We start from the raw sequence: 19,909 nt of genomic DNA on the forward strand, positions 1-19,909 counted from the left end.
CCAGCCAATCATCAGGAGCGCTGCCATGCAGGGAATGTCGGAGCAGGAACGATACAAGCCCTATAACTCACGCACCATTCGAGACACGCCGTACTGGCGGAAACTGACGCCAGCGTTGCAGGAAGCCATGACCATCGTGGCCCGGGTCATGCCATTTCGCACCAATGAATACGTACTGGGCACGTTGATCGACTGGAACAACATCCCGGACGATCCGATTTTCCGCATGACCTTTCCCCACAAGGACATGCTGCTGCCGGACGAGTACGCGTCGCTCAAGCAACTGATCGAACGGGATGACACCGACGCCATCAAGCGGCGGATCGAGGCGATCTGGCTGCGGATGAACCCGCATCCGGCCGGGCAACTTACGCACAACGGCGTGACCCTCGACGGAAAAGTCCTGCCGGGCATACAGCACAAGTACCGCGAAACCGTGCTGTTTTTCCCCGGTGCCGGTCAGACCTGTCACGCCTACTGCACGTTCTGTTTCCGCTGGGCGCAGTTCATCGGCGAAGAAGAACTCAAGTTCAATGCGCGCGAATCCCAGGAGTTGGTGAGTTACCTGCGGGTGCACACCGAAGTCACCGACGTGCTGATCACCGGGGGCGATCCAATGATCATGAACACCCGCTCGTTGGCCGGGTACATCGAGCCGTTGCTGGCATTGCCTCACCTGAAAAGTATCCGCATCGGCACCAAGTCCGTGGCGTATTGGCCGCAACGATTTGTCAGCGACAAGGACGCGCCCGAGCTGCTGGAGCTGTTTAAGCGGATCGTCGCGGCGGGGAAAAATCTCTCGATCATGGGTCACTACAACCACCCGGTAGAGATCCGCCAGGACATCGCCCGCCAAGCCATCGAACGCATTCGCTCCAGCGGCGCGACGTTGCGCATGCAGGCGCCGGTGATTCGGCACATCAACGAGAACCCCGCTGATTGGGCCGCGCTCTGGACCGAAGGCGTGCGGCTCGGCGCGGTGCCTTATTACATGTTTGTCGAGCGTGATACCGGCCCCAGCCATTACTTCGCGATGCCGCTGGCCCGGGCGTTCGAGATCTTTCAGGCGGCGTACCGCACGGTGTCCGGGTTGGCGCGCACGGTTCGCGGTCCGTCCATGAGCACCTTCTACGGCAAGGTGTTGATCAACGGCATCGAAACCGTGGCCGGGGAAAAAGTCTTCGTGCTGCAGTTCCTCCAGGCGCGCAATCCGCAATGGGTGTTGCGCACGTTCTATGCGCGATTCGATTCGCAAGCGACCTGGTTCGATGAGCTGCGGCCGGCATTTGGCGAGCGCTCGTTCTTCTTTCAGACCGAGCCTGTGGCGGCGCCCGAATTGATACCGGTCCTGCTTGAGACCGCGTAGGACCTTTCATAAATAGTGGGGAGATATGGATATGAGCGGTATCCCGTTTGATCAGCGAGAAGGATTTATCTGGCTCGACGGCGAGTTCGTCGAGTGGTCCCAGGCGCGGCTGCATGTGCTGACCCACGGCCTGCATTACGCGAGCACGGTGTATGAAGGGGAACGTGTCTACAACGGCAAGATCTTCAAACTGCGCGAACACAGCGAGCGGTTGTATCGCTCGGCGACGTTGATGGATTTCGTCATTCCCTATGAGCTTGACGAACTGGAAGCGGCCAGCCATGAACTGCTGCAACGCAACAAGGTGGTCGACGGTTATCTGCGGCCGGTGGCCTGGCGTGGCAGTGAAATGATTTCCACCTCGGCCCGCTTCAATAGCGTCCATGTGGCGATTGCCTGTTGGCAATGGCCGAGCTATTTCGACCCGGCCGGGCACATGGCCGGCATTCGTTTGAAGACCGCCGAGTGGCGTCGTCCGCCACCGAGCTGTAGCCCGTTTGAAGCCAAGGCATCCGGCCATTATCAGATCGCCACGCTGAGCAAGCACGATGCTGAAAACAGCGGTTATCACGACGCCTTGATGCTCGACTGGCGCGGCAATGTTGCCGAAGCCACCAGTGCCAACGTGTTCTTCGTCAAAGGTCGGACGTTGCACACCCCGGTGCCGGATTGTTTCCTCAATGGCATTACCCGTCAGACCGTCATTGAACTGGCCAAGGCGCTGGATTACCAGGTGGTCGAGCGAACCATCGTTCCTACGGAGCTGGGTGACTTCGACGAGTGTTTTCTCACCGGTACCGCTGCCGAAATCACACCCGTGCAGCGCATCGATGAACAGCACTATCGACCGGACAACGCCTGCCGCGAATTCATTGCCGCCTACACCTCAATCGTCAACGCCTGATAAACCGCCAGGAATCTCACCATGTCAGATCAAGGGATTGTCGCGTCTAAACCTTACGTTTCACTGGGCCATCGTCACGAAGAGTTGTCGGCGCGAGGCTGGACGGTGCTGACGCCGGACGAGTTCGCCGACGATGTGCTCGGCACGCTGCATGAGTTCGGCCCGGTCATTCCACAATTCAACGGGCAGACCGCGTTCGCCATCACCCGCAAGCCGGGATATGAAGACTTGCCGTATTCCCAGAGCATGAACGGTATCGGCCCGCACACCGAGGCGCCGGTTTACGGACCGCCGCCGCGCTACCTGGCGCTGCATTGTCATCAACAGGCAACCTGCGGTGGTGGGCATACGGGGTTGGTGGATGGTTATGAATTGCTGGCGTTCCTCGAACGCACCGATCCCGAGCTGCGTGAATGGATCGACGACACGCCTGTGGAGTTCGTCGCTACCGCCAAGCCTGGCGAAGCGGCTCAGCGCCGGGTCAAGGAATACATCCTGACGCCTACGGAAGAAGGGGACATTTTCCGCTTCAGCTACAACCAGTTTCACTACGGCGATGTGAATCCTTCCAAGGAAGATCTGCTTCACTCCCAAGTCGCCAATAGCTCGTCGCCCCTGGCCAGGTTTGCAGTCCTGGGCGAAGCGTATTTCGTGCAGCACAACACACCCGTGCTGATTCCCGACGGATGCATGCTGATTTGGAACAACTGGCGAATGATCCACGCCCGCAGTCGATACACTGACCCGGCGCGAAACCTGACCCGCTACTGGCTGGCCTGATTCATCCGTCGCCCTTAATTCTATTGGCGTACCCGTCATCGGGTACGCGTCCTACAGGTATCGCGTCATGCAAACAGCAATCGAGATCGCCAAGGTCGATCATCAACTGGTCGTGCGACTGAATCAGGCGTGGACCAAAAGAGCCACGGTGTGTGCACCGGACAAGGCCGAGGCCAGCGAAGTGTTCGACCCGGCGCGCCCGGATTACCCGGAGTGCATGGTGCCGTTTTTCCATCATCCGAAATTCCAGGCCCTGAGCGATGAACTCAAAAGCGCCGTGGTGACCTGGGGCTGGATCGGCTACAACCTGCGCACGGTGACCGCCGAAGAACACGTGGTGAACCCGGCGTTGAGTGTCATCGCCAATCAATACCTGGGCAAGGACGACTGGCATTTTCGCGAGGCCATGCAGCAGACCCTGATCGACGAGCACTACCACACGCTTATGCACCTGCGGGCCATTGAGCGAACCAAGGAGGAGCGCGCACTCGATCAGGACCTGGATTTGCCTCCGTCGGTCACCTACTTACGCCTGATCGCCCTGCGCGAGGAACTGCCGGAGCAGTGGCAGCGCGACCTGGCAGCGATCACCTTTGCCGTGGTGGCCGAGATCAGCGTCAACGCCTATCTGGATTTGCTGGCCGACGATCAGAGCATTCAACCGCAAAACCGCCGCGTGGCCGAACTGCATAACCGCGACGAATATGCCCATAGCAAAATTCTCGCCGAAGTAGCGAAGGTCATGTACGCGAACATGCAGCCACCCCAACGGGCATTTTTCGCCCGCACGTTGTCGGTAGCGCTGAGTGCCTTTGTCGCCCAGGACTACTCGATGTGGGAGGCGATTCTGACGCAACTCGGGGTCGAGGACGCCGCGCTGATCATCGCCGACACCCGGGAGAGCAACAAGAACGCCACGATCATGCGGGACTACAGTGGCTTGCATCGTCTGGCCCAGGATCTGGGAATTAGCGCCGAGATCGATTTCGACTTCCGTCCGACCCTCAAAACCACCGCAGCGGCCTGAACCAGGAGGTGAATATGTCCGTTCCTGTGTACGAAGTGTTCGCGATCCGTGTCGGCGCCAATGCCCAGCGCACCGCCCGGGAGAACTTTCTCTACGACGCTTGCTGTGGTGATCCGAATGCGTCGATGCCGTTGGATTATTACTTCTGGGTCATTCGTAACGAGCAGCAGGTGATCGTGGTCGATACCTGTTTCCAACCGGCCACAGCAGACCGGCGCAACCGTCAGATGTATCGCCTGCCGGAAGAATCCCTGCGCCAACTGGATATTGATCCGGCACAGGTCGACAACCTGATCCTCACCCATTTGCACTGGGATCACGCCGGCAACCTGGGGCTTTTCCCGAAGGCCACGGTGCATCTGCAAGAAGCGGAACTGCGCTTCTGCACCGGGCCGAAAATGGCCCATCACACGGTGAACAAAACCTACGAGGTCGATGACGTGATGTCGGCGCTTCCACCGCTTTTCGAGGGGCGGATGCGTTTGCACACCGGCACCGTCGAGGTGATACCCGGTGTGACGTTGCACCCGGTGGGCGGGCATACACCGGGGAGCCAAGTGGTGCGGGTGAACACCGAGCGAGGGTGGATTGTTCTGGCCTCGGATGCCGCGCACTTGTGGGCCAACATCCGTCAGCGCAGTCCGTTTCCGATTCTTGATGATCTGGCGCAGACGCTTGAGGCGTTCAGTCTCATCGACAGCCTGGCTGACGGCGAAGACCATGTCATTCCCGGTCATGACCCGCTGATTGCTGAGCGCTTCCCGCATTGGAATGACGATCCGCACATCATTTGCCTGCACCAAAACCCTCTCTGAACCCAACATGAACCCTGTAGCAGCTGCCGAGCCTGCGAGGCTGCGTTCGGGCTGCGGAGCAGTCGTAAACCATCCATCGCGGTGTTTCAGGTAGACCGAAGTGGCAGGATTGACGACTGCTCCGCAGCCGAACGCAGCCTCGCAGGCTCGGCAGCTGCTACAGGGGGGGAGAGCCTTGGTTTTTGAGAAGTTGGCCGAGGGTCGCCAGCGCTTCATCTATGCGGGGTGAATACGGCGCGCCGCAACCAATGCGCACAAAGTGATTGAAACGCTGGCCGTTTGAAAAGATATCCCCAGGCGAAATCTGGATGCCGGCCTTCAATGCCTCGTGGAAAAACGCCATGGATGAATGGTGACGCGGCAGTTCCACCCACAGCAACGTACCGCCTTGGGGGTTGGTCACGCAGGTGCCGGCGGGAAAGTAGCGAATGATCGCCGCGCTCATTTGCTGGCGTTGGTGAGTCAGGGTTTTCCTCAAGCGGCGCAGGTAACGTTCGTAGGACGGTGTCTTCATGAACGCACTGACCGCCAGTTGCGACAACGCCTCACATCCCCGGGACTGAGTGTGTTTGAGCATTTCCACGCGGTCGTGCCATTTTCCCGCGCTGATCCAGCCCAGGCGTATGCCCGGTGCCAGGGTTTTGTTCAGGGATGCGCAATAGATCACGTTATCGGTGCGGTCCCAGTGCTTGAGTGTGGACAGCGGCTGCTCGGTATCCACCAGATCGCCATAGGTGTCGTCTTCAATCAGCACCGTGTCGTGCTCGGCGCACAGCTGTACCAGCCGCGCCTTGTTGGCGTCGGGCATGATGCTGCCCAGCGGATTTTGCAGGTTGGGGATGACGATCAGCGCCCGAATCCGCTCGGGGCCTTGTAGGAGTTGTTCGAGGGCGAACAGATTGATTCCCGCGTGCGAAGTCGCCGGGACCTCCAGCACCCGCAGATTCAGGCTTTCGAGAATTTGCAGCAAACCGTAAAAGGTCGGCGACTCCACAGCCACGGTGTCGCCGGGTTGGGTGACCGCGCGCAAGGCCAGGTTGATCGCTTCGGTCGCGCCATTGGTAATTACAATCTTCTCCGCTGGCAGGTTGGCCTTTGCGGTCAGCGCCCGCCGGGCAAGGATGTTTCGCAATGTGCTGTTGCCGCAGGTGGAGCCCGCCGCGCCGAGCAGGTGCGGATCGTGACGCAGCGCCTTGATCATATGGTCTTGCAGGATCTTCAACGGATAGAGTTCCGGCGCGCAGAAGGCACTGGCGAAATTGACCTTGATCGTCGCGCGCTGACTGGCCTTGAGGACCGATGACACCTGCTCGTGAATGCCGACGTAGACACCGGTGTCCAGAGGCGGGGGAGACGCGATCGGGACGGGTTTGGGCAACGTATCGGGCTGGCGAATGTAGTTGCCGGAGCGCGGACGGGCTTCCAGCACCCCACAGCCCTCGAGTTCCCGGCAAACCTGCACCGCGGTCGACAGGCTGACGGCGTGTTTTTCCATCATTAGCCGAATGGAGGGAAACCGTTCACCGGTTTTCAGGGTGCCGCTGCGGATCGCGTCGAGGTAGTGGTTGGCTAACTGACGGTAAAGGGGCGTCGTGTTCATGATGACCTCAGCAATCGCACCACTGAAGTCTTGGGCTGGAAAGTGAGATGACGCTCCCTGCAGGCTGACCCGTGGTGCTGAAGGGTTAAGGGAAAGAGTTTTTTTCTGCCGCTGATACGTGAAGAGTAATCGCGGTTTTGAGAAATCACGGGCAATAAAAAGCCCCGCTCTAGGGCGGGGCTCTTAGGTCAGTGGCGCCCGAAGCGCCGCTAATGGAACGTGTTACTGCGCGGCGATGCTGTAGCCATCGAACGCGGTTTGCTGCTGAAGCGCGGTGATGATGTTCTTGCGGTTAACCGCTTGTTCGGCCCCGTCATTGTCCAGGAAGGTCTCGCTTTCGAGCTCCGCTTCTTCGCCTTCGCCGACGAAGGTGAAGCCCAGGAACTCCAGCGCTTCACGGTCAACATTCAGACGCGAACGCGGGGTGCGCAGCGGCAACGTCACGCTGATGCCGTCTTTGCTGATGGTGAACACTTCGACATCTTTCTTGGCGCGAGCTGTTTTGCTTTTGCCACTGCTTGGGTTGCTGATGGCCTGGTGGGTCTGGTTCAGTACCTTCAGTGCGAGGCCATAGACCAATTCCTGAAATGCCGGATCGTCCTTGAAGCTGGAGAGAATCCGGCTGATCGGGAATTTGCTGCTCAAGTCTTCCAGGGCTGCAATGTCGGCAGCCTCGGCGTCCTTGAGTTGCTTGAGTTCGCCCATCAATTCGTAGGCTTTATCGTCGTCGAAGCTGTCGTGAGCCTGGCGAATCGCGGCGCGCAGCTCGCGGATCTGGTCGCTTTCCCGGGTGGACTGGAAAGCGTCCAGGACCATCTCGCTGATGGTCTTGGCCTGGGGCACGTGCTGTGAAAGATTGATGGAGTTTTCGTATTCCGCTTTGGACGACAAGGTGACTACGGATTCAGCGGTATTGGAATCGGACATTGAAATTTCACTACTTCTTTTAACTTGGATTTAGGCGAGAAAGCACGGGGCCTTTTCAGGCCGCCTAATCTATTGGACCGAGGCGACGTTGTCACGGATGAACAGGCGGCTGGTCATCATTTTTGGCACAGCGGCTTTTAACCGGCGGCTATCTGGGGATGTTTTGCCTGAAGTGTCAGCAGCCGCCGATAAAACTTCAACGCCCGGCCGCTGATCAGTCCACAGACAAAACCCGAAGCCGACGCCTTGAGCAGCAACATCTCAAGGGTGGCGGCCAGCGCCGGGTGAACATCATCCTGGTAGCCGAAGTAATAGTTCACCGCAAAAAATAGCAGGTAGAGCATGAGGGTTTTTGCTGTGCCCGGCACGATCAGACCGGTTTTCGGATCATCCAGCTCAATGCCCTTGCGTGGGAAAATCAGCAGCGCCGCGAGGCTGCCCAGAATGACGGCAGCCAACCAGCAGCTAACCGATAGCTGCGGATTCAGCGTCAGATTCAGCGAATACAGGGACCAGCCCAGCAAGATCGGCGCTGTGACGAGCAATGAAGTTTTGCTTTCACGGGTCGGGGACAGGGCTTTGACGCCGTAGTAGCACAGCAGCAGAAATATCGCGTAAACCCACAATGGGGTGTTTTGCAGGGTGTTGAGCATCGTGCAGCGTCCTTGCCGAAATGGGTGCCAGGATATTAGCCGTTGCCGTAGCCCAGGCAGTCGACTATTTCCCCAGCGTATTCAGATTCATCGACCGAACCGCCAATTGCTCGGCCGTTTGCTGATCCACCGGCAACGAAAAGCGGAAGGTCGCGCCGCGTCCGGGAACGTCAATCAGCTGGATTTCACGGCCGTGCAATTGCAGGATCCGGTGCACGATCCGCAACCCCAGTCCACCATCACGCCGTGCGCCGCCAATGTTGAACGGGCGCAGGAACAGACCTTCGCGCAGTTCGGCAGCGATGCCGGTGCCGGTGTCGCTGACGGTGACTTCGATAAAAGGTCCTTGAGGGCGTAGCCCAAGTTCGATTTCTCCACCTTGAGGGGTATGGCGCAGGGCGTTGTCGACCAGGTTGGTCAACACCCGCTCGATCAACCCCAGGTCGGCGCAGGCCGCCGAAACATTGGGTGCGAAGGCGGCCTTCAGTTCGACCTGGCGCGCCTCGGCCGTCAGTTCGAATTTCTGGAAAATGTCCTGCACCAGATCGGTCAGCGAGAAGCGTTCCAGCACCGGTTGCACGAAACCATGTTCCAGGCGCACCAGTTCCAGCAGCGATTGCGCCAGCCCACCCACCTTGCGGCTTTGATCCAGGGCAATGCCCAAGTAGCGGCGGCGGTCGGCGGGTGACAACGTGGCGTCCTTGAGCGACAAGGTTTCCAGGTAACCGTGCAGCGAGGCCAGAGGTGTGCGCAGGTCATGGGAGATGTTGGCCACCAGTTCGCGGCGTTCCTGATCCTGGCGGGTCAATGAACGCCATTGCTCGCCGAGGCGTGCCTGCATCTGCCGGAAGGCGGCGTCGAGTATGGCAATTTCATCGTGGCTGGCGGCTTGTTCCACCGGGACGGATGCCGGCGGCGTTACCGGAGCGCCATCAATGTCGAACTGGCTGACGGTTTCGGTCAAACGGCGCAAAGGTCGTGTGATGAGGGCGAATGCCGTGAGACCGGCAATCAGGCACAGCAACGCCACCAGCCCGATGGACAACAGCGCGGTATTCAGGGCAGCGCTGGTGGCGCCGCGTTCAGCGAAGCGGTCGTGCTCTTCGCTGAGCAGCACCACATAGAGATAGCCCGCCGGTTTGCCGTTGACCTGCAATGGCGCGGCGCTGAACACTTTGCGTCCATCGACGCTGCGCGGATCGTCGCCGAGAATCGGCAGGGCATCGCCCTTGAGCAGGCGCTGGATCGGCGCCAGATCGACCCGCTCCCGGTGTATCCGACCTTCGGGCGCGGCACTGCCGACAATCTTGCCCTCGGTGTCGAGCAGATAGACCTCGACACTGGGATTGACCAGCATCAGTTGGCTGAACAGGTCGCGCACGGCGTCGGGCATCAGGCCTTTGGTGTCCATCAGCACGGTGTCATGGGCGATGTGCCGGGCCAGATCCCGCGACAACCCTTGCACCACTTCCAGCTCATGCATCTGGTTGGACCGCACCTGCATCCATGCCGACGTGCCGCAGCACACCAGCAGCAACACGGCGAACACCAGAGACAGGCGTTGAGTCAGGGTCAGTCTCACGGCTGCTCCTCCTTGGCCGCGAATTTGTAGCCGCGTCCCCACACCGTGAGGATGCGCACCGGTTGTGCCGGATCGGCCTCGATTTTTGCCCGCAGGCGGTTGATGTGTGTGTTGACGGTGTGCTCGTAGCCTTCATGGCTGTAACCCCAGACGGCATTGAGCAGGTCCATGCGCGAGAACACTTTGCCGGGCTGACGGGCGAAGAAATACAACAGGTCGAACTCCCGTGGCGTGAGGTCGAGGCGGCGACCGTCAAGGGACACATCGCGTGTGATCGGGTCGATGGAGAGGCCGTCGGTGATCAGGCTGCCGGCGTCCATTTTCAGATTGCGGGCCATGGCGTCGACCCGTCGCAACAGCGCTTTGACCCGGGCCACCAGTTCGAGCATGGAAAAGGGTTTGGCCAGGTAATCGTCGGCGCCGAGTTCGAGCCCGAGAATCCGGTGCACTTCGCTGGAGCGCGCGCTGGTAATGATGATCGGTGTGTAGCGGGCCATGGCGCGGGCCCGGCGGCAGATTTCCAGGCCGTCGACGCCGGGCAGCATCAGGTCGAGGATCAGTGCGTCCCAGCTTCCTTGCTGCAGCAGTCGCATGCCTTCATCGCCATCGGCGCAGTGCACCACCTCGAACTGCTCATCGCGTAGATGCAGGCAGATAAGGTCGGCGATATGCAGGTCGTCCTCGACCACGAGGACGCGTTTGGTCTGTTCCATCAAGCTCAATCCTTCGGCGCAATGAGCGCATTGTGCGGGTTTTCCGGGGCCTGAGTTATCACGAATTGTTTAACTTCTCGTGAGGATTTGGCGATCAACCCAAGCCTAGGCTGTGTTCCATGACAGGCACCTGGATTTTTCGGAGACGACCATGTTTTCACGGCGACAGTTTCTCGTAGCAAGCGGCGGGCTAGGCGCTGCAGCCCTGGTCATCGGTGTATTGCCAAAATTTGCCGCGAGTTCTGCACTGGTCAGTAATGCCAGCGCGGCGGAGGTATTCGAGGTGACTCACAGCGACAGCGAATGGCGCGCCATGCTCAGCGCCGAGCAGTACGAAATCCTGCGCGAAGAGGGCACCGAACGGGCCTATAGCAGCCCGCTGAACAACGAGCACCGTGAAGGTACGTTTGCCTGTGCCGGTTGCGACCTGCCGCTGTTTTCTTCCGCGACCAAGTTCGACAGCCGCACCGGTTGGCCGAGCTTCTGGGCACCGTTGGACAAGGCTGTGGCCACTCGTCAGGACCGCTCCTTCGGGGTGCTGCGCGAAGAAGTCCACTGTCGGCGTTGTGGCGGTCATTTGGGCCACGTCTTCGACGATGGGCCCAAACCCACCGGCTTGCGTTACTGCATGAACGGCCTGGCGATGACTTTTGTGCCGCAGGCGACTTGATCCGCAGGTACTCCCTTTCACTCAATTTATGCAGGTCGACGTTATGTGGCTTCTGGTCCTCGCTTATCTCGGTGGTGTGCTGACGATTGTCAGCCCGTGCATCCTGCCGGTACTGCCCTTTGTCTTCGCTCGCACCGGGCAGCCGTTTATGAAGAGTGGGTTGCCGTTATTGGCAGGAATGGCGCTGACCTTTGCGCTCGTCGCTTCGTTGGCGGCGGTGGGCGGCGGTTGGGTGGTGCAAGTCAATCAGTACGGTCGCTGGCTCGCGTTGCTGTTCGTTGCACTGTTCGGGCTGACGCTGTTGCTGCCTCGATTGGCCGAGCGTCTGACCCGGCCACTGGTGGCGGCGGGTAGTCGGTTGTCGGAAGCTGCGGGCGCCGATGCCCGACCGCGTCCCGGCGCTTCGTTCCTGATCGGCGTTGCCACGGGCCTGCTCTGGGCTCCCTGCGCCGGGCCGATTCTGGGTCTGTTGCTGACAGGGGCCGCGCTGCAAGGGGCAAGCATTGCAACCACCTTGTTGTTGCTGGCCTACGCCGCGGGTGCCGCAACTTCCCTCGCCGTGGCGCTGCTGCTGGGCGGTAAAGTCTTCGCGGCAATGAAGCGTTCCATCGGCGCTGGCGAGTGGCTGCGTCGAGGTCTGGGCGCCGCGATGCTAGCGGGTGTCGCAGCGATTGCCCTGGGGCTCGACACCGGGATTCTGGCGCGGGTTTCGACGGCGTCCACCGGCGGTATCGAACAGGCGTTGGTGGGACGGCTGGCCGGCAAATCACCGACCTCTAGCGGGGCGATGATGGCGCAGGTCCCGGCCTCGGGAAGTGCAATGAAGGCGGCTGACAAAGCGCCGGGCGCATTGCCGATTGAAGGCAACCTTCCACCGCTGGATGGCGCGGTGCAATGGCTCAACTCGCCACCCCTCACAGCGCAGGCCTTGAAAGGCAAAGTCGTGCTGGTGGATTTCTGGACTTACTCCTGCATCAACTGCCTGCGCACTCTGCCTTATGTGAAGGCTTGGACCGAGAAGTACCGCGATCAGGGATTGGTGGTGATTGGCGTGCATGCGCCCGAGTTTGCTTTCGAACGAGACGTAGGCAATGTCACCAAAGCGATGAAGGACCTGGGCATCAACTACCCGGTGGCCATCGATAATGACTTCAAGGTCTGGCGAGCTTTCAACAACGAATACTGGCCGGCCCACTATTTTGCCGACGCTCAAGGTCGCATTCGTTATCACCACTTTGGTGAGGGCGAGTACGCCGAATCGGAACGGGTGATCCAGCAACTGCTGCGCGAAGCAGGCGCCGCGAAAGTCGCGGACGGTTTGATCAATGCCAGCGCCGAGGGAGTTCAACTGGCCCCGGACATGAACGAAGTGCAATCGCCGGAAACCTATGTCGGCTACCAGCGTGCCGAGCATTTCGTGCCTGAAACCAGCCTGGTGCCGAACAAGGTGTCGGCCTATAGCGTTCCATCGCAATTAGCACTCAACGACTGGAGCCTGGACGGTCAATGGAATGTCGGCTCAGAGCGAGCGACTTCAAGCGCGCCGGCCAGTCGCATCGTCTACCGCTTCCATGCCCGCGATCTGCATCTGGTGCTGGGGCCTGGCACTGACGGTAAACCGGTGCGTTTCAAAGTGTTGATTGACGGAAAAGCACCCGGCGATGCCCACGGTACCGACGTGGCGCCCGACGGCAGCGGCAGCGTGACTGAACAACGCTTGTACCAATTGGTGCGCCAAACCGGTGGCGTGACGGATCGGACCTTCAGCATCGAGTTTCTCGATCCCGGAGTGTCGGCATATGCGTTTACGTTCGGTTGATCGTCATTCCATTTATGCAGGAATCAGCCTCATGAAAATCCTATTCACCTGGCGCCGCACCCTGTTGGGCCTGGCCGCTGCCGGCGTCATCGGCCAATGCCTGGCGTTCTCTTTCGGTGCGTCGCAAGACGCGGTCATCATTGCGCCACCCACCCTCGACGAAACCACCCAGGCCCACAGCGAAACCGCGGTCTTTGCCGGCGGTTGCTTCTGGGGCGTCCAAGGCGTGTTCCAGCATGTCAAAGGAGTGAAGAAAGCGGTCTCGGGTTACGCTGGCGGTGCAGCCAACACTGCTCAGTACGAGCGGGTCAGCAATGGCGATACCGGTCATGCGGAATCCGTCGAAGTCACCTTCGACCCCCGTCAGGTCAGCTACGGCACCTTGCTGCAAATCTACTTCTCGGTGGCTCACAACCCTACCGAACTCAACCGTCAGGGACCTGACAGCGGCACTCAGTATCGCTCGGCGCTTTTCCCGGAAAACAGTGAGCAGCAACGTGTCGCTCAGGCCTACATCGCCCAGCTCGATGCCGCCCATTCGTTCAACAAACCCATTGTCACCAAGCTGGAAACCTACAACGGTTTCTACCCGGCGGAGGAGGAACATCAGGACTTTCTGACCGAGCACCCGACCTATCCCTACATCGTGATCAACGATCTACCGAAGGTCGCGCAGTTGAAGCAGCTGTATCCGGATCGGTATCAGGAGAAACCGGTATTGGTGAAGGCGGGGATGTGAATGGCGGGCTGGCTATTTACGACGCGGGCGCTCCATCGCAATGGTCGACGTTTCAAAACCCAGGCTTGAAAAGAAATCCGAAGCGCCTTCCCGGCCTGCTCGCAGAACCCAGGTCATGTCGGGGTTCTCGCCCATGACATGCTCAACCAGAGCGCGCCCGACACCTTCACGACGATGTTGTCCACAGACAACGACCATCGACAGATAACCGTTTGATAGGCCGTCAGTGATGCCTCGGGCAAAACCGATAATTTGGGAGTCCTTCATAGCAAGGGCTGTGCGTTGGGAGTTAGCGATCAACTGCGCAAAATGTTCAGCGGAACCTGTGCGGTGAGCCCATTCGTTCTGGTCCAGAAAAAGGCGCACGGACTCTACTTCCGAGGGCAGTACATCGCGGACACGCATGACATTGTTCATCCAGAAATCACATTCTTGCCCGCGATCTTCGACCGATACAGTGCTTGATCGGCCCTGGCCAGCAACCCGGTCTGTTGTTCTTCTTCAAAGCGCTGAACCACGCCAAAACTCATGGTCACTTGAAAGTCCCCGATCGGCAGCAAGGCTGCAAGCCCGTGGCGGATTTTCTCGGCGAGGGTCCGGGCGTCGGCGAGTGGTGTATTGGGAAGGATCATGATGAACTCGTCGCCGCCCCAACGCGCGAGCAGATCGCCCTCGCGTACGCAGTGCTTCACGCTATCGATCACCTGCACCAATGCCGCATCACCCAACGCGTGGCCATAGTGATCATTGATATTCTTGAAGTCGTCGATGTCCATGGCGATCAGCGACAGCGGTTGTCGAAAGCGTTGGGCGCGGTCGCATTCCTGGGGCAGGGCTTTTTCCAGAAGATAGCGATTGGCGATTGAGGTCAGTGTGTCGGTTTCCGCCAGTTTTCGGTTTTCTTCGAGTTGGATTTGCAGTTGCTGATTGACGCGAGACAACTCTCGGGTGCGTTCTTCAACGATCGCTTCAAGGGATTGGTTGCGTCGTTCAAGCGCTTCGAACAGGCGCTTTTTGTCTTCGATGCTGCGGTGTGCGCCGACCATCCGCGCCACTGAACCGTCGGCATTGCGTGCCAGTACGTAGCCACGGTCTTCGATCCAGGTATAGCTGCCATCCCGCATGCGGCAGCGATACTCGGCCTGATAGCCGGGGGCTCGTTGATTCAGGTAGTCGTCGAAGAGTGCCATGACCTGCGGGTAATCTTCGGGATGGATCACGTTTTCCCAGGTCAACACGTTGTTATCCAGGGAATGAGGTGGGTAGCCGAGCATCTCGTACCACCCGGGGTTGCGATAGACGAACCCGGTGTTGGCGTTCCAGTCCCAGATGCCGTCGCTGACCAGTTCCAGAATGGTGTGCAGCATGTCTTCGTTCAAATCCGACAGATTGAACTTCAACGGCTCGATATTCGACGCTTCACCCATCACCGCTCTCCCTGCCGCCCTGATTTCAAAGTGACCCGCCAGTCGAGGAGATTAGTGCATGGCGTGTTCGGCCGGCTAGTGCTTGCCCCATCTCTGCAAGGCAAAGTCGACGAAATTACGCAGTTTTGGCAAACGGTAGCGATCCTGGGCATACATCAGGTTCATCGGTCGGCTCGGCGGCAGGTAATTCTGCATCAATGCCACCAGTTTTCCGTTCTTGAGATCTTGCTCCATCAACGCATCAGGCAACACCACGATGCCCATACCGGTTCGCGCCGCTTGATGCAGTCCTGCCGAACTGTTGATCAACATCGGTCCATTGACCGCTACCGCCACTTCGCCTTCGGGACCGGTCAGGCGCCAATGTTTTTCCACCGACCGCCAGTCATCCCCGGCTGGATAGGCAAAGGACAGACAGTCGTGGTGTTGCAGCTCATCAGGTTTCTGCGGTGTGCCTTTGCGCGCCAGGTACTCCGGTGATGCACACATGGTCAGGGTGTAGTCGAGGAGTGGACGGGCGATCAAGTTGGTCTCCTCGGTGTTGCCCAGGCGAAACGCCACGTCGAAACCGTTTTCGAGCAGGTCCGGGCGGCGATTGGTGAGGACCACATCCAATTTGACGCGTGGACACAGCAGGGCGAATTCACTCAGGGCGGGTGCCAGTTTTTCGCTGCCGAACGTCAGCGGTGCGGTGATGCGCAAGGTGCCGCTCGGCTCGTCGAGGGCCTGCTCGGCCAACCGTTCGGAATCGGCCACCAGCCCTAGCACTTCGAGGCAACGCTGGTAATAAGCAGTGCCGAATTCCGTTAACCGTTGGCGTCGCGTCGTACGGTTGAGCAAGCGCACGCCCAGACGTAGTTCCAGCGCCCGTAGGTGATTGCCGACCATGGTCGTGGACATTTCGCACTGCAAAGCGGCGGCGGTCATGCTGCCGGTTTCCACCACCCTGACGTAAACGGTCATTGCCTGGAACAAATCCATTATCAAGCCCAGCTTTAAAATGATTGAAGTGTTGCAGCGTTTATCTAGCTCAGGTGGCTAACCATACTGCAAAAACACCGACAATTGATGGAGCTTGATGTCATGACCGCCGCCTGCCTGATGACCACTTACCAACCTTTGGCCTTGAGTTTCAGCAAGGGCCTGGGCACACGCCTGTGGGATCAGGCCGGTCGTGAATACCTGGACGCGGTGGCAGGCGTGGCGGTGACCAACGTCGGTCACTCCCACCCGAAAATCGTCTCGGCCATCAGCGAACAGGCCGGGTTGCTGTTGCACACTTCCAACCTCTACAGCATCGATTGGCAACAGCGGCTGGCGCAGAAACTGACGCAATTGGCAGGCATGGAGCGAGCCTTCTTCAACAACTCCGGTGCCGAAGCCAACGAGACCGCGCTGAAACTTGCACGGTTGTACGGTTGGCACAAAGGCATCGAACAACCGCTGGTGGTGGTCATGGAAAACGCCTTTCATGGCCGGACCCTGGGCACTTTGTCCGCCAGTGATGGCCCGGCCGTGCGCCTGGGTTTCAACGAGTTGCCGGGGGATTTCGTCAAAGTGCCATTCGGCGACCTCAAGGCGCTCGACAAGGTGCAGCAAGCCCACGGCCCGCGCATCGTGGCAATCCTGATGGAGCCGATTCAGGGTGAAAGCGGTGTCCAAATGGCCCCGCCCGGTTACTTGAAAGCCATTCGCGAACGCTGCAATCGGCACGCGTGGCTGCTGATGCTCGACGAAATCCAGACTGGCATCGGCCGCACCGGCCAGTGGTTTGCCTTTCAGCACGAAGGCATCGTTCCAGACGTCATGACCTTGGCCAAAGGCCTGGGTAACGGCATTCCCATCGGCGCCTGCCTGGCCCGGGGCAAAGCCGCCGACCTCTTCACCCCCGGCAGTCACGGCAGTACCTTCGGCGGCAATCCACTGGCCTGCCGCGTGGGTTGCACGGTGCTGGAGATCATCGAAGAACAAGGGCTGCTGGACAACGCCAAACTTCAGGGCGAGCGTTTGCTGGCGAGGTTGCGCATCGAATTGGCGGACGACCCGAACGTATTGGCGATCCGTGGACAGGGATTAATGATTGGCATCGAACTCAAACAGCCGATTCGCGACCTGACCCTGATCGCCGCACGGGATCACGGCTTGCTGATCAACGTGACACGGGGCAAGACCATTCGCTTGCTGCCGCCGCTGACGATTGATGAGCGGGAAGTTGAGATGATTGTGAGAGGGGTTTGCCGGGCGGTGAGCGCGGCCTGATACACAATTGATCGTTCCCGCGCGAGCATGGGAACGATCGAATCCGATTTACTCAACATCCTCACTCAATCGACGATCCCTTGGAGAACAACCATGAAACTGCACAACAAAGTAGCTCTGATCACTGGCGGGGCGTCCGGTATCGGCCTGGCGCCATAGTGCTCTTAAATGCTCCGGGTGTGGGGTGGGGAGTTGGTGAAATCGGTTATTTGCGCCCGGTTCATCAGTTGCAGTTTCGAACCGCTAAACCCTTCGAACAGACGCTGATGCGCGGCAAATCCACTGGACTCTTCGCGCGTACGATAGCTGCCGGCCCAGTCCAGCAATGCAATCAACAACTCGTCATGCTCGTCCCGCTGCGCCTCTCGCTGACGAATATTGGCAACACATTCCTCATCTTCAACACACAGCCAGATCAGCGCTGTTGCCCGGGGCAAGAGTTCGTTGACGATCCCGCCGTAAACGCCTTCGATCACCCAGCGTTCTTCACTGGCCAGCACCCGTGCCATGCCCAACGCCTCGGCACGGGGGCGGGGGATGCTGTGTTCGTCGGACAACCAGTGAATCGAATCGAGATCGACCCATGGTATGTGCAGGTGCTCGGCCAGCCGTTTGGCCAGCCAGCTTTTGCCGGAACCGGAGTTACCGATGATCAGGGTTCGGGTGAGGTTCATGAGCGACACCGATCAGTGTGAGCAAATGCCTTCAGTCGTCATTCTCAGGCGCAACCATCCGCGTCTTCGGCGAACCGTTTGAGTTGTGCTGATAGATCTCTTGCGGCTGTCCTTTTTCATTAAAGAACACCTGACCGATCCCCGCCGAATTCCACAGCCGTTCACCCGCTTCAGCATGTTCCGGGACATGCGGAACAATGCGCATGCGTCGGCGTTTGGTCAGCCAGTTCAGCGGTGAGCGGGGCGAGTAGAGCCAGCGGTTGAGGCGGTCGAACCACTCGAGCAGTGCGGGCGGGAATTCGTTTTTGATGCCGCTGCTGGTGATCTGCCAGATGCGCGGGCCCGCCTTGCGGTGTCGGATCAGTACTTCGTAGACGAAGGAATAATGCACATCGCCCGACAGAACCACGTAGTTACCCGGTGTGCGCGAGTGTCGGAAAATGTTCAGGATCACCTGGGCCGCGCCGCGATGGGCCATCCAGTTTTCGGCGTCCACCAGCAGGGGATAACCGCACCAGCTGAAGACGCGCTGCACGGTTTCGATCAGTTTGACGCCGAAGATAGGTGCCGGCGAAACGATGATTGCCGAGGGGTGATCGAGCAGTTCCTGTTGCAGTTCGCTGAGGGCTTCCCAGTCCAGCAAACCCGATGGTTGTTTGAGGTTCATCTCGCTGCGCCAGCGCCGGGTGCGGGTGTCGAGCACGACGATGGCCGGGCGGGTGGGCAGCACGTAATGCCAGTTCTGAAACTTCAGCAACTCATCGATCAAGCCGTCCTGGAGGTCACTGTCGAGGTAGCGATCATGCCCGGTCGCGCTCAATTCACCGGCCTTCTCCAGCACAGTGCCGAACGCATCCGGGTTGTTGCCCCAGCCCTGGCACAGCATGTAAGCAATCAGTGCGTTGCCGATGATGCGCCTGGAGAACGGATGGCCGTAGGCCGTTTCCTCCCATTGCGCGGAAAGATTCCAGTCATCGGTAATATCGTGGTCGTCGAAAATCATCAGGCACGGCAGGTGCGCGAGAACTCGGGCGACGCCTCCAAGGCCGGCCTTGAAGCCATCGATGCGCGTCTGCTCAAGGGCATAACGCTCGCGTCTTTCAGGTGTCAGTGCCGGTGGTTGCGGGGCGATCAATGTCCAGGGTGTCGGCGACCAGACCAGCAGGTACATGGCCATGACTTCGGCGAACGTCACCAGATGGTTGTCGGCACTGCTGCTGGTGAAAATCGGCTTACGCACCCCGCCGAAAAATCGCTCGCGCAGGGTTTCGTTGCTCTCCAGCGCCGGTAACAAATCCGCACGATGGTAGTAGCTGACGGGGTGCTCGTAGAGGTTGGCGCTGTCGCTGACCACCGCGCCTTCGAGGTGCTCTTCGAACAGCCCAAGCCGCTTGATCAAGGCATGGATGGCTCGCAGCATCGGGCCTGCGACATCGTCGGCGTACACCTGATCGCCGCTCATCATCAACAGCGCCGGACGTTTGTGTGCGTCCGGCTCGGCCTCCAGCAAACGATCGACGCACAGCAAACCGTCCGGGGCCGGATGGTGAGGTTTGCGGCAAGAACCGTGCAGCAGATGATCGACCCGCGATCGCAGAACGAAGTTTGGGCAACGTGCCTCGCCGTACAGCAAGTGCGGGGCCCAATCGGCGATGCCTGCGTCGTCAATCAGCAGGTCGTATTCGATTAACGTGTCGCAGGGCAGTGCGGCGTCCAGCGACACATCGATCAAATGAACAAAGGCCTGGGTGCCCACCGCAATGACCGTGCACCGACTCGCATCGAGGTGGATAGCGTCGCGATTTTGCAGATGCAACGTCAGCGATAAGGCCCGCGACCCCACCAGCCACATCACCAGCCGCGTGGGCTCCAGACGCCGCAACAGCGGCCCGACCAGGACAGGTGGCAGGGAATGGTGATCGTCAGGCAGCGGCAAAGACATGGACATCCGTTT

19 protein-coding genes are annotated in these 19,909 nt (G+C 59.5%); 9 read left to right on the forward strand and 10 right to left on the reverse strand.

Annotation, left to right across the window (positions count from 1 at the left end):
* Positions 1-25 precede the first annotated feature (25 nt).
* The 5 genes from ACYZTW_RS05855 (at position 26) to ACYZTW_RS05875 (ending at position 4,892) form a co-directional block, all read left to right on the forward strand.
* Positions 26-1,366 carry a KamA family radical SAM protein gene (locus ACYZTW_RS05855; protein WP_462004111.1) on the forward strand — a complete coding sequence of 447 codons (1,341 nt, stop codon included), beginning with the start codon at positions 26-28 and terminating at the stop codon, positions 1,364-1,366.
* Positions 1,367-1,397: 31 nt separating this feature from the next.
* A complete protein-coding gene (locus tag ACYZTW_RS05860; RefSeq protein ID WP_462004112.1) occupies positions 1,398-2,270 on the forward strand; it encodes a branched-chain amino acid aminotransferase in 873 nt (290 codons plus the stop codon).
* A 21-nt stretch (positions 2,271-2,291) separates the two neighbouring features.
* Positions 2,292-3,050: a TauD/TfdA family dioxygenase gene (locus ACYZTW_RS05865; protein WP_462004113.1), complete on the forward strand. Its 759-nt coding sequence runs from the start codon at positions 2,292-2,294 to the stop codon at positions 3,048-3,050.
* A gap of 67 nt (positions 3,051-3,117) precedes the next feature.
* On the forward strand, positions 3,118-4,077 hold the full coding sequence (locus tag ACYZTW_RS05870) for a diiron oxygenase (RefSeq protein WP_462004114.1): 960 nt from the start codon (positions 3,118-3,120) through the stop codon (positions 4,075-4,077).
* A 14-nt stretch (positions 4,078-4,091) separates the two neighbouring features.
* Entirely contained in the window at positions 4,092-4,892 is an 801-nt protein-coding gene (locus ACYZTW_RS05875) for an N-acyl homoserine lactonase family protein (protein ID WP_461961248.1), read from the forward strand.
* Positions 4,893-5,049: 157 nt separating this feature from the next.
* Here ACYZTW_RS05875 and ACYZTW_RS05880 read toward each other — a convergent pair whose 3' ends face one another.
* The 5 genes from ACYZTW_RS05880 to ACYZTW_RS05900 form a co-directional block, all read right to left on the reverse strand.
* Positions 5,050-6,492, reverse strand: coding sequence for an aminotransferase-like domain-containing protein (locus ACYZTW_RS05880; protein ID WP_462004115.1), 1,443 nt, complete (start codon positions 6,490-6,492; stop codon positions 5,050-5,052).
* A 222-nt stretch (positions 6,493-6,714) separates the two neighbouring features.
* Entirely contained in the window at positions 6,715-7,419 is a 705-nt protein-coding gene (locus tag ACYZTW_RS05885; protein ID WP_462004116.1) for a hypothetical protein, read from the reverse strand.
* Between the two features lie 137 nt (positions 7,420-7,556).
* Entirely contained in the window at positions 7,557-8,072 is a 516-nt protein-coding gene (locus ACYZTW_RS05890; RefSeq protein ID WP_462004117.1) for a hypothetical protein, read from the reverse strand.
* Positions 8,073-8,136: 64 nt separating this feature from the next.
* Positions 8,137-9,654 (reverse strand): sensor histidine kinase, encoded by a 1,518-nt coding sequence (locus tag ACYZTW_RS05895; protein WP_462004118.1) that lies wholly within the window; start codon positions 9,652-9,654, stop codon positions 8,137-8,139.
* The gene (locus tag ACYZTW_RS05900) at positions 9,651-10,367 is read right to left on the reverse strand and encodes a response regulator transcription factor (RefSeq protein WP_461997053.1); all 717 of its coding nucleotides are present in this window, start codon (positions 10,365-10,367) and stop codon (positions 9,651-9,653) included. Before ACYZTW_RS05900 ends, ACYZTW_RS05895 begins: the two co-directional genes overlap by 4 nt.
* Before the next feature lie 151 nt (positions 10,368-10,518).
* Here ACYZTW_RS05900 and msrB point away from each other — a divergent pair, with 151 nt between their 5' ends.
* From msrB to msrA, 3 genes are read left to right on the forward strand one after another with little or no spacing between them, the layout of a single operon-like run.
* Positions 10,519-11,037, forward strand: a complete 519-nt coding sequence (gene msrB, locus ACYZTW_RS05905; RefSeq protein WP_462004119.1) for a peptide-methionine (R)-S-oxide reductase MsrB — start codon at positions 10,519-10,521, stop codon at positions 11,035-11,037.
* Positions 11,038-11,080: 43 nt separating this feature from the next.
* Positions 11,081-12,856 (forward strand): cytochrome c biogenesis protein DipZ, encoded by a 1,776-nt coding sequence (locus ACYZTW_RS05910; RefSeq protein ID WP_462004120.1) that lies wholly within the window; start codon positions 11,081-11,083, stop codon positions 12,854-12,856.
* Between the two features lie 31 nt (positions 12,857-12,887).
* Positions 12,888-13,595, forward strand: a complete 708-nt coding sequence (gene msrA / locus ACYZTW_RS05915; RefSeq protein WP_462004121.1) for a peptide-methionine (S)-S-oxide reductase MsrA — start codon at positions 12,888-12,890, stop codon at positions 13,593-13,595.
* 12 nt (positions 13,596-13,607) lie between these two features.
* On the opposite strand, the gene ACYZTW_RS05920 is transcribed toward msrA, so the two are convergent.
* From ACYZTW_RS05920 to ACYZTW_RS05930, 3 genes are all read right to left on the reverse strand, one after another.
* Positions 13,608-14,012, reverse strand: coding sequence for a GNAT family N-acetyltransferase (locus ACYZTW_RS05920; protein WP_462004122.1), 405 nt, complete (start codon positions 14,010-14,012; stop codon positions 13,608-13,610).
* Positions 14,009-15,022 carry a sensor domain-containing diguanylate cyclase gene (locus tag ACYZTW_RS05925; protein ID WP_462004123.1) on the reverse strand — a complete coding sequence of 338 codons (1,014 nt, stop codon included), beginning with the start codon at positions 15,020-15,022 and terminating at the stop codon, positions 14,009-14,011. Before ACYZTW_RS05925 ends, ACYZTW_RS05920 begins: the two co-directional genes overlap by 4 nt.
* Positions 15,023-15,097: 75 nt before the next feature.
* On the reverse strand, positions 15,098-16,003 hold the full coding sequence (locus ACYZTW_RS05930) for a LysR family transcriptional regulator (protein WP_462004124.1): 906 nt from the start codon (positions 16,001-16,003) through the stop codon (positions 15,098-15,100).
* 102 nt (positions 16,004-16,105) lie between these two features.
* On the opposite strand from ACYZTW_RS05930, the gene ACYZTW_RS05935 reads away from it, so the two are divergent.
* Positions 16,106-17,281, forward strand: a complete 1,176-nt coding sequence (locus tag ACYZTW_RS05935) for an acetylornithine/succinylornithine family transaminase (RefSeq protein ID WP_462004125.1) — start codon at positions 16,106-16,108, stop codon at positions 17,279-17,281.
* A gap of 164 nt (positions 17,282-17,445) precedes the next feature.
* Here ACYZTW_RS05935 and ACYZTW_RS05940 read toward each other — a convergent pair whose 3' ends face one another.
* Both ACYZTW_RS05940 and ACYZTW_RS05945 read right to left on the reverse strand, forming a co-directional pair.
* Positions 17,446-17,955, reverse strand: a complete 510-nt coding sequence (locus tag ACYZTW_RS05940) for a P-loop NTPase family protein (protein WP_462004126.1) — start codon at positions 17,953-17,955, stop codon at positions 17,446-17,448.
* Positions 17,956-17,986: 31 nt separating this feature from the next.
* The gene (locus ACYZTW_RS05945) at positions 17,987-19,903 is read right to left on the reverse strand and encodes an alkaline phosphatase D family protein (protein ID WP_462004127.1); all 1,917 of its coding nucleotides are present in this window, start codon (positions 19,901-19,903) and stop codon (positions 17,987-17,989) included.
* Positions 19,904-19,909 lie beyond the last annotated feature (6 nt).

This window comes from Pseudomonas sp. LB3P25 (assembly GCF_054897985.1).

What these genes read in the sequence shown, in the direction of transcription:
- ACYZTW_RS05885 (WP_462004116.1), bottom strand. Translation starts at nt 7,419, where the DNA reads ATGTCCGATTCCAATACCGCTGAATCCGTAGTCACCTTGTCGTCCAAA.
- ACYZTW_RS05860 (WP_462004112.1), top strand. Translation starts at nt 1,398, where the DNA reads ATGAGCGGTATCCCGTTTGATCAGCGAGAAGGATTTATCTGGCTCGAC.
- ACYZTW_RS05940 (WP_462004126.1), bottom strand. Translation starts at nt 17,955, where the DNA reads ATGAACCTCACCCGAACCCTGATCATCGGTAACTCCGGTTCCGGCAAA.
- ACYZTW_RS05890 (WP_462004117.1), bottom strand. Translation starts at nt 8,072, where the DNA reads ATGCTCAACACCCTGCAAAACACCCCATTGTGGGTTTACGCGATATTT.
- ACYZTW_RS05870 (WP_462004114.1), top strand. Translation starts at nt 3,118, where the DNA reads ATGCAAACAGCAATCGAGATCGCCAAGGTCGATCATCAACTGGTCGTG.
- ACYZTW_RS05875 (WP_461961248.1), top strand. Translation starts at nt 4,092, where the DNA reads ATGTCCGTTCCTGTGTACGAAGTGTTCGCGATCCGTGTCGGCGCCAAT.
- ACYZTW_RS05925 (WP_462004123.1), bottom strand. Translation starts at nt 15,022, where the DNA reads ATGGGTGAAGCGTCGAATATCGAGCCGTTGAAGTTCAATCTGTCGGAT.
- msrB (WP_462004119.1), top strand. Translation starts at nt 10,519, where the DNA reads ATGTTTTCACGGCGACAGTTTCTCGTAGCAAGCGGCGGGCTAGGCGCT.
- ACYZTW_RS05930 (WP_462004124.1), bottom strand. Translation starts at nt 16,003, where the DNA reads ATGGATTTGTTCCAGGCAATGACCGTTTACGTCAGGGTGGTGGAAACC.
- ACYZTW_RS05855 (WP_462004111.1), top strand. Translation starts at nt 26, where the DNA reads ATGCAGGGAATGTCGGAGCAGGAACGATACAAGCCCTATAACTCACGC.
- ACYZTW_RS05880 (WP_462004115.1), bottom strand. Translation starts at nt 6,492, where the DNA reads ATGAACACGACGCCCCTTTACCGTCAGTTAGCCAACCACTACCTCGAC.
- msrA (WP_462004121.1), top strand. Translation starts at nt 12,888, where the DNA reads ATGAAAATCCTATTCACCTGGCGCCGCACCCTGTTGGGCCTGGCCGCT.
- ACYZTW_RS05935 (WP_462004125.1), top strand. Translation starts at nt 16,106, where the DNA reads ATGACCGCCGCCTGCCTGATGACCACTTACCAACCTTTGGCCTTGAGT.
- ACYZTW_RS05900 (WP_461997053.1), bottom strand. Translation starts at nt 10,367, where the DNA reads ATGGAACAGACCAAACGCGTCCTCGTGGTCGAGGACGACCTGCATATC.
- ACYZTW_RS05865 (WP_462004113.1), top strand. Translation starts at nt 2,292, where the DNA reads ATGTCAGATCAAGGGATTGTCGCGTCTAAACCTTACGTTTCACTGGGC.
- ACYZTW_RS05910 (WP_462004120.1), top strand. Translation starts at nt 11,081, where the DNA reads ATGTGGCTTCTGGTCCTCGCTTATCTCGGTGGTGTGCTGACGATTGTC.
- ACYZTW_RS05945 (WP_462004127.1), bottom strand. Translation starts at nt 19,903, where the DNA reads ATGTCCATGTCTTTGCCGCTGCCTGACGATCACCATTCCCTGCCACCT.
- ACYZTW_RS05920 (WP_462004122.1), bottom strand. Translation starts at nt 14,012, where the DNA reads ATGAACAATGTCATGCGTGTCCGCGATGTACTGCCCTCGGAAGTAGAG.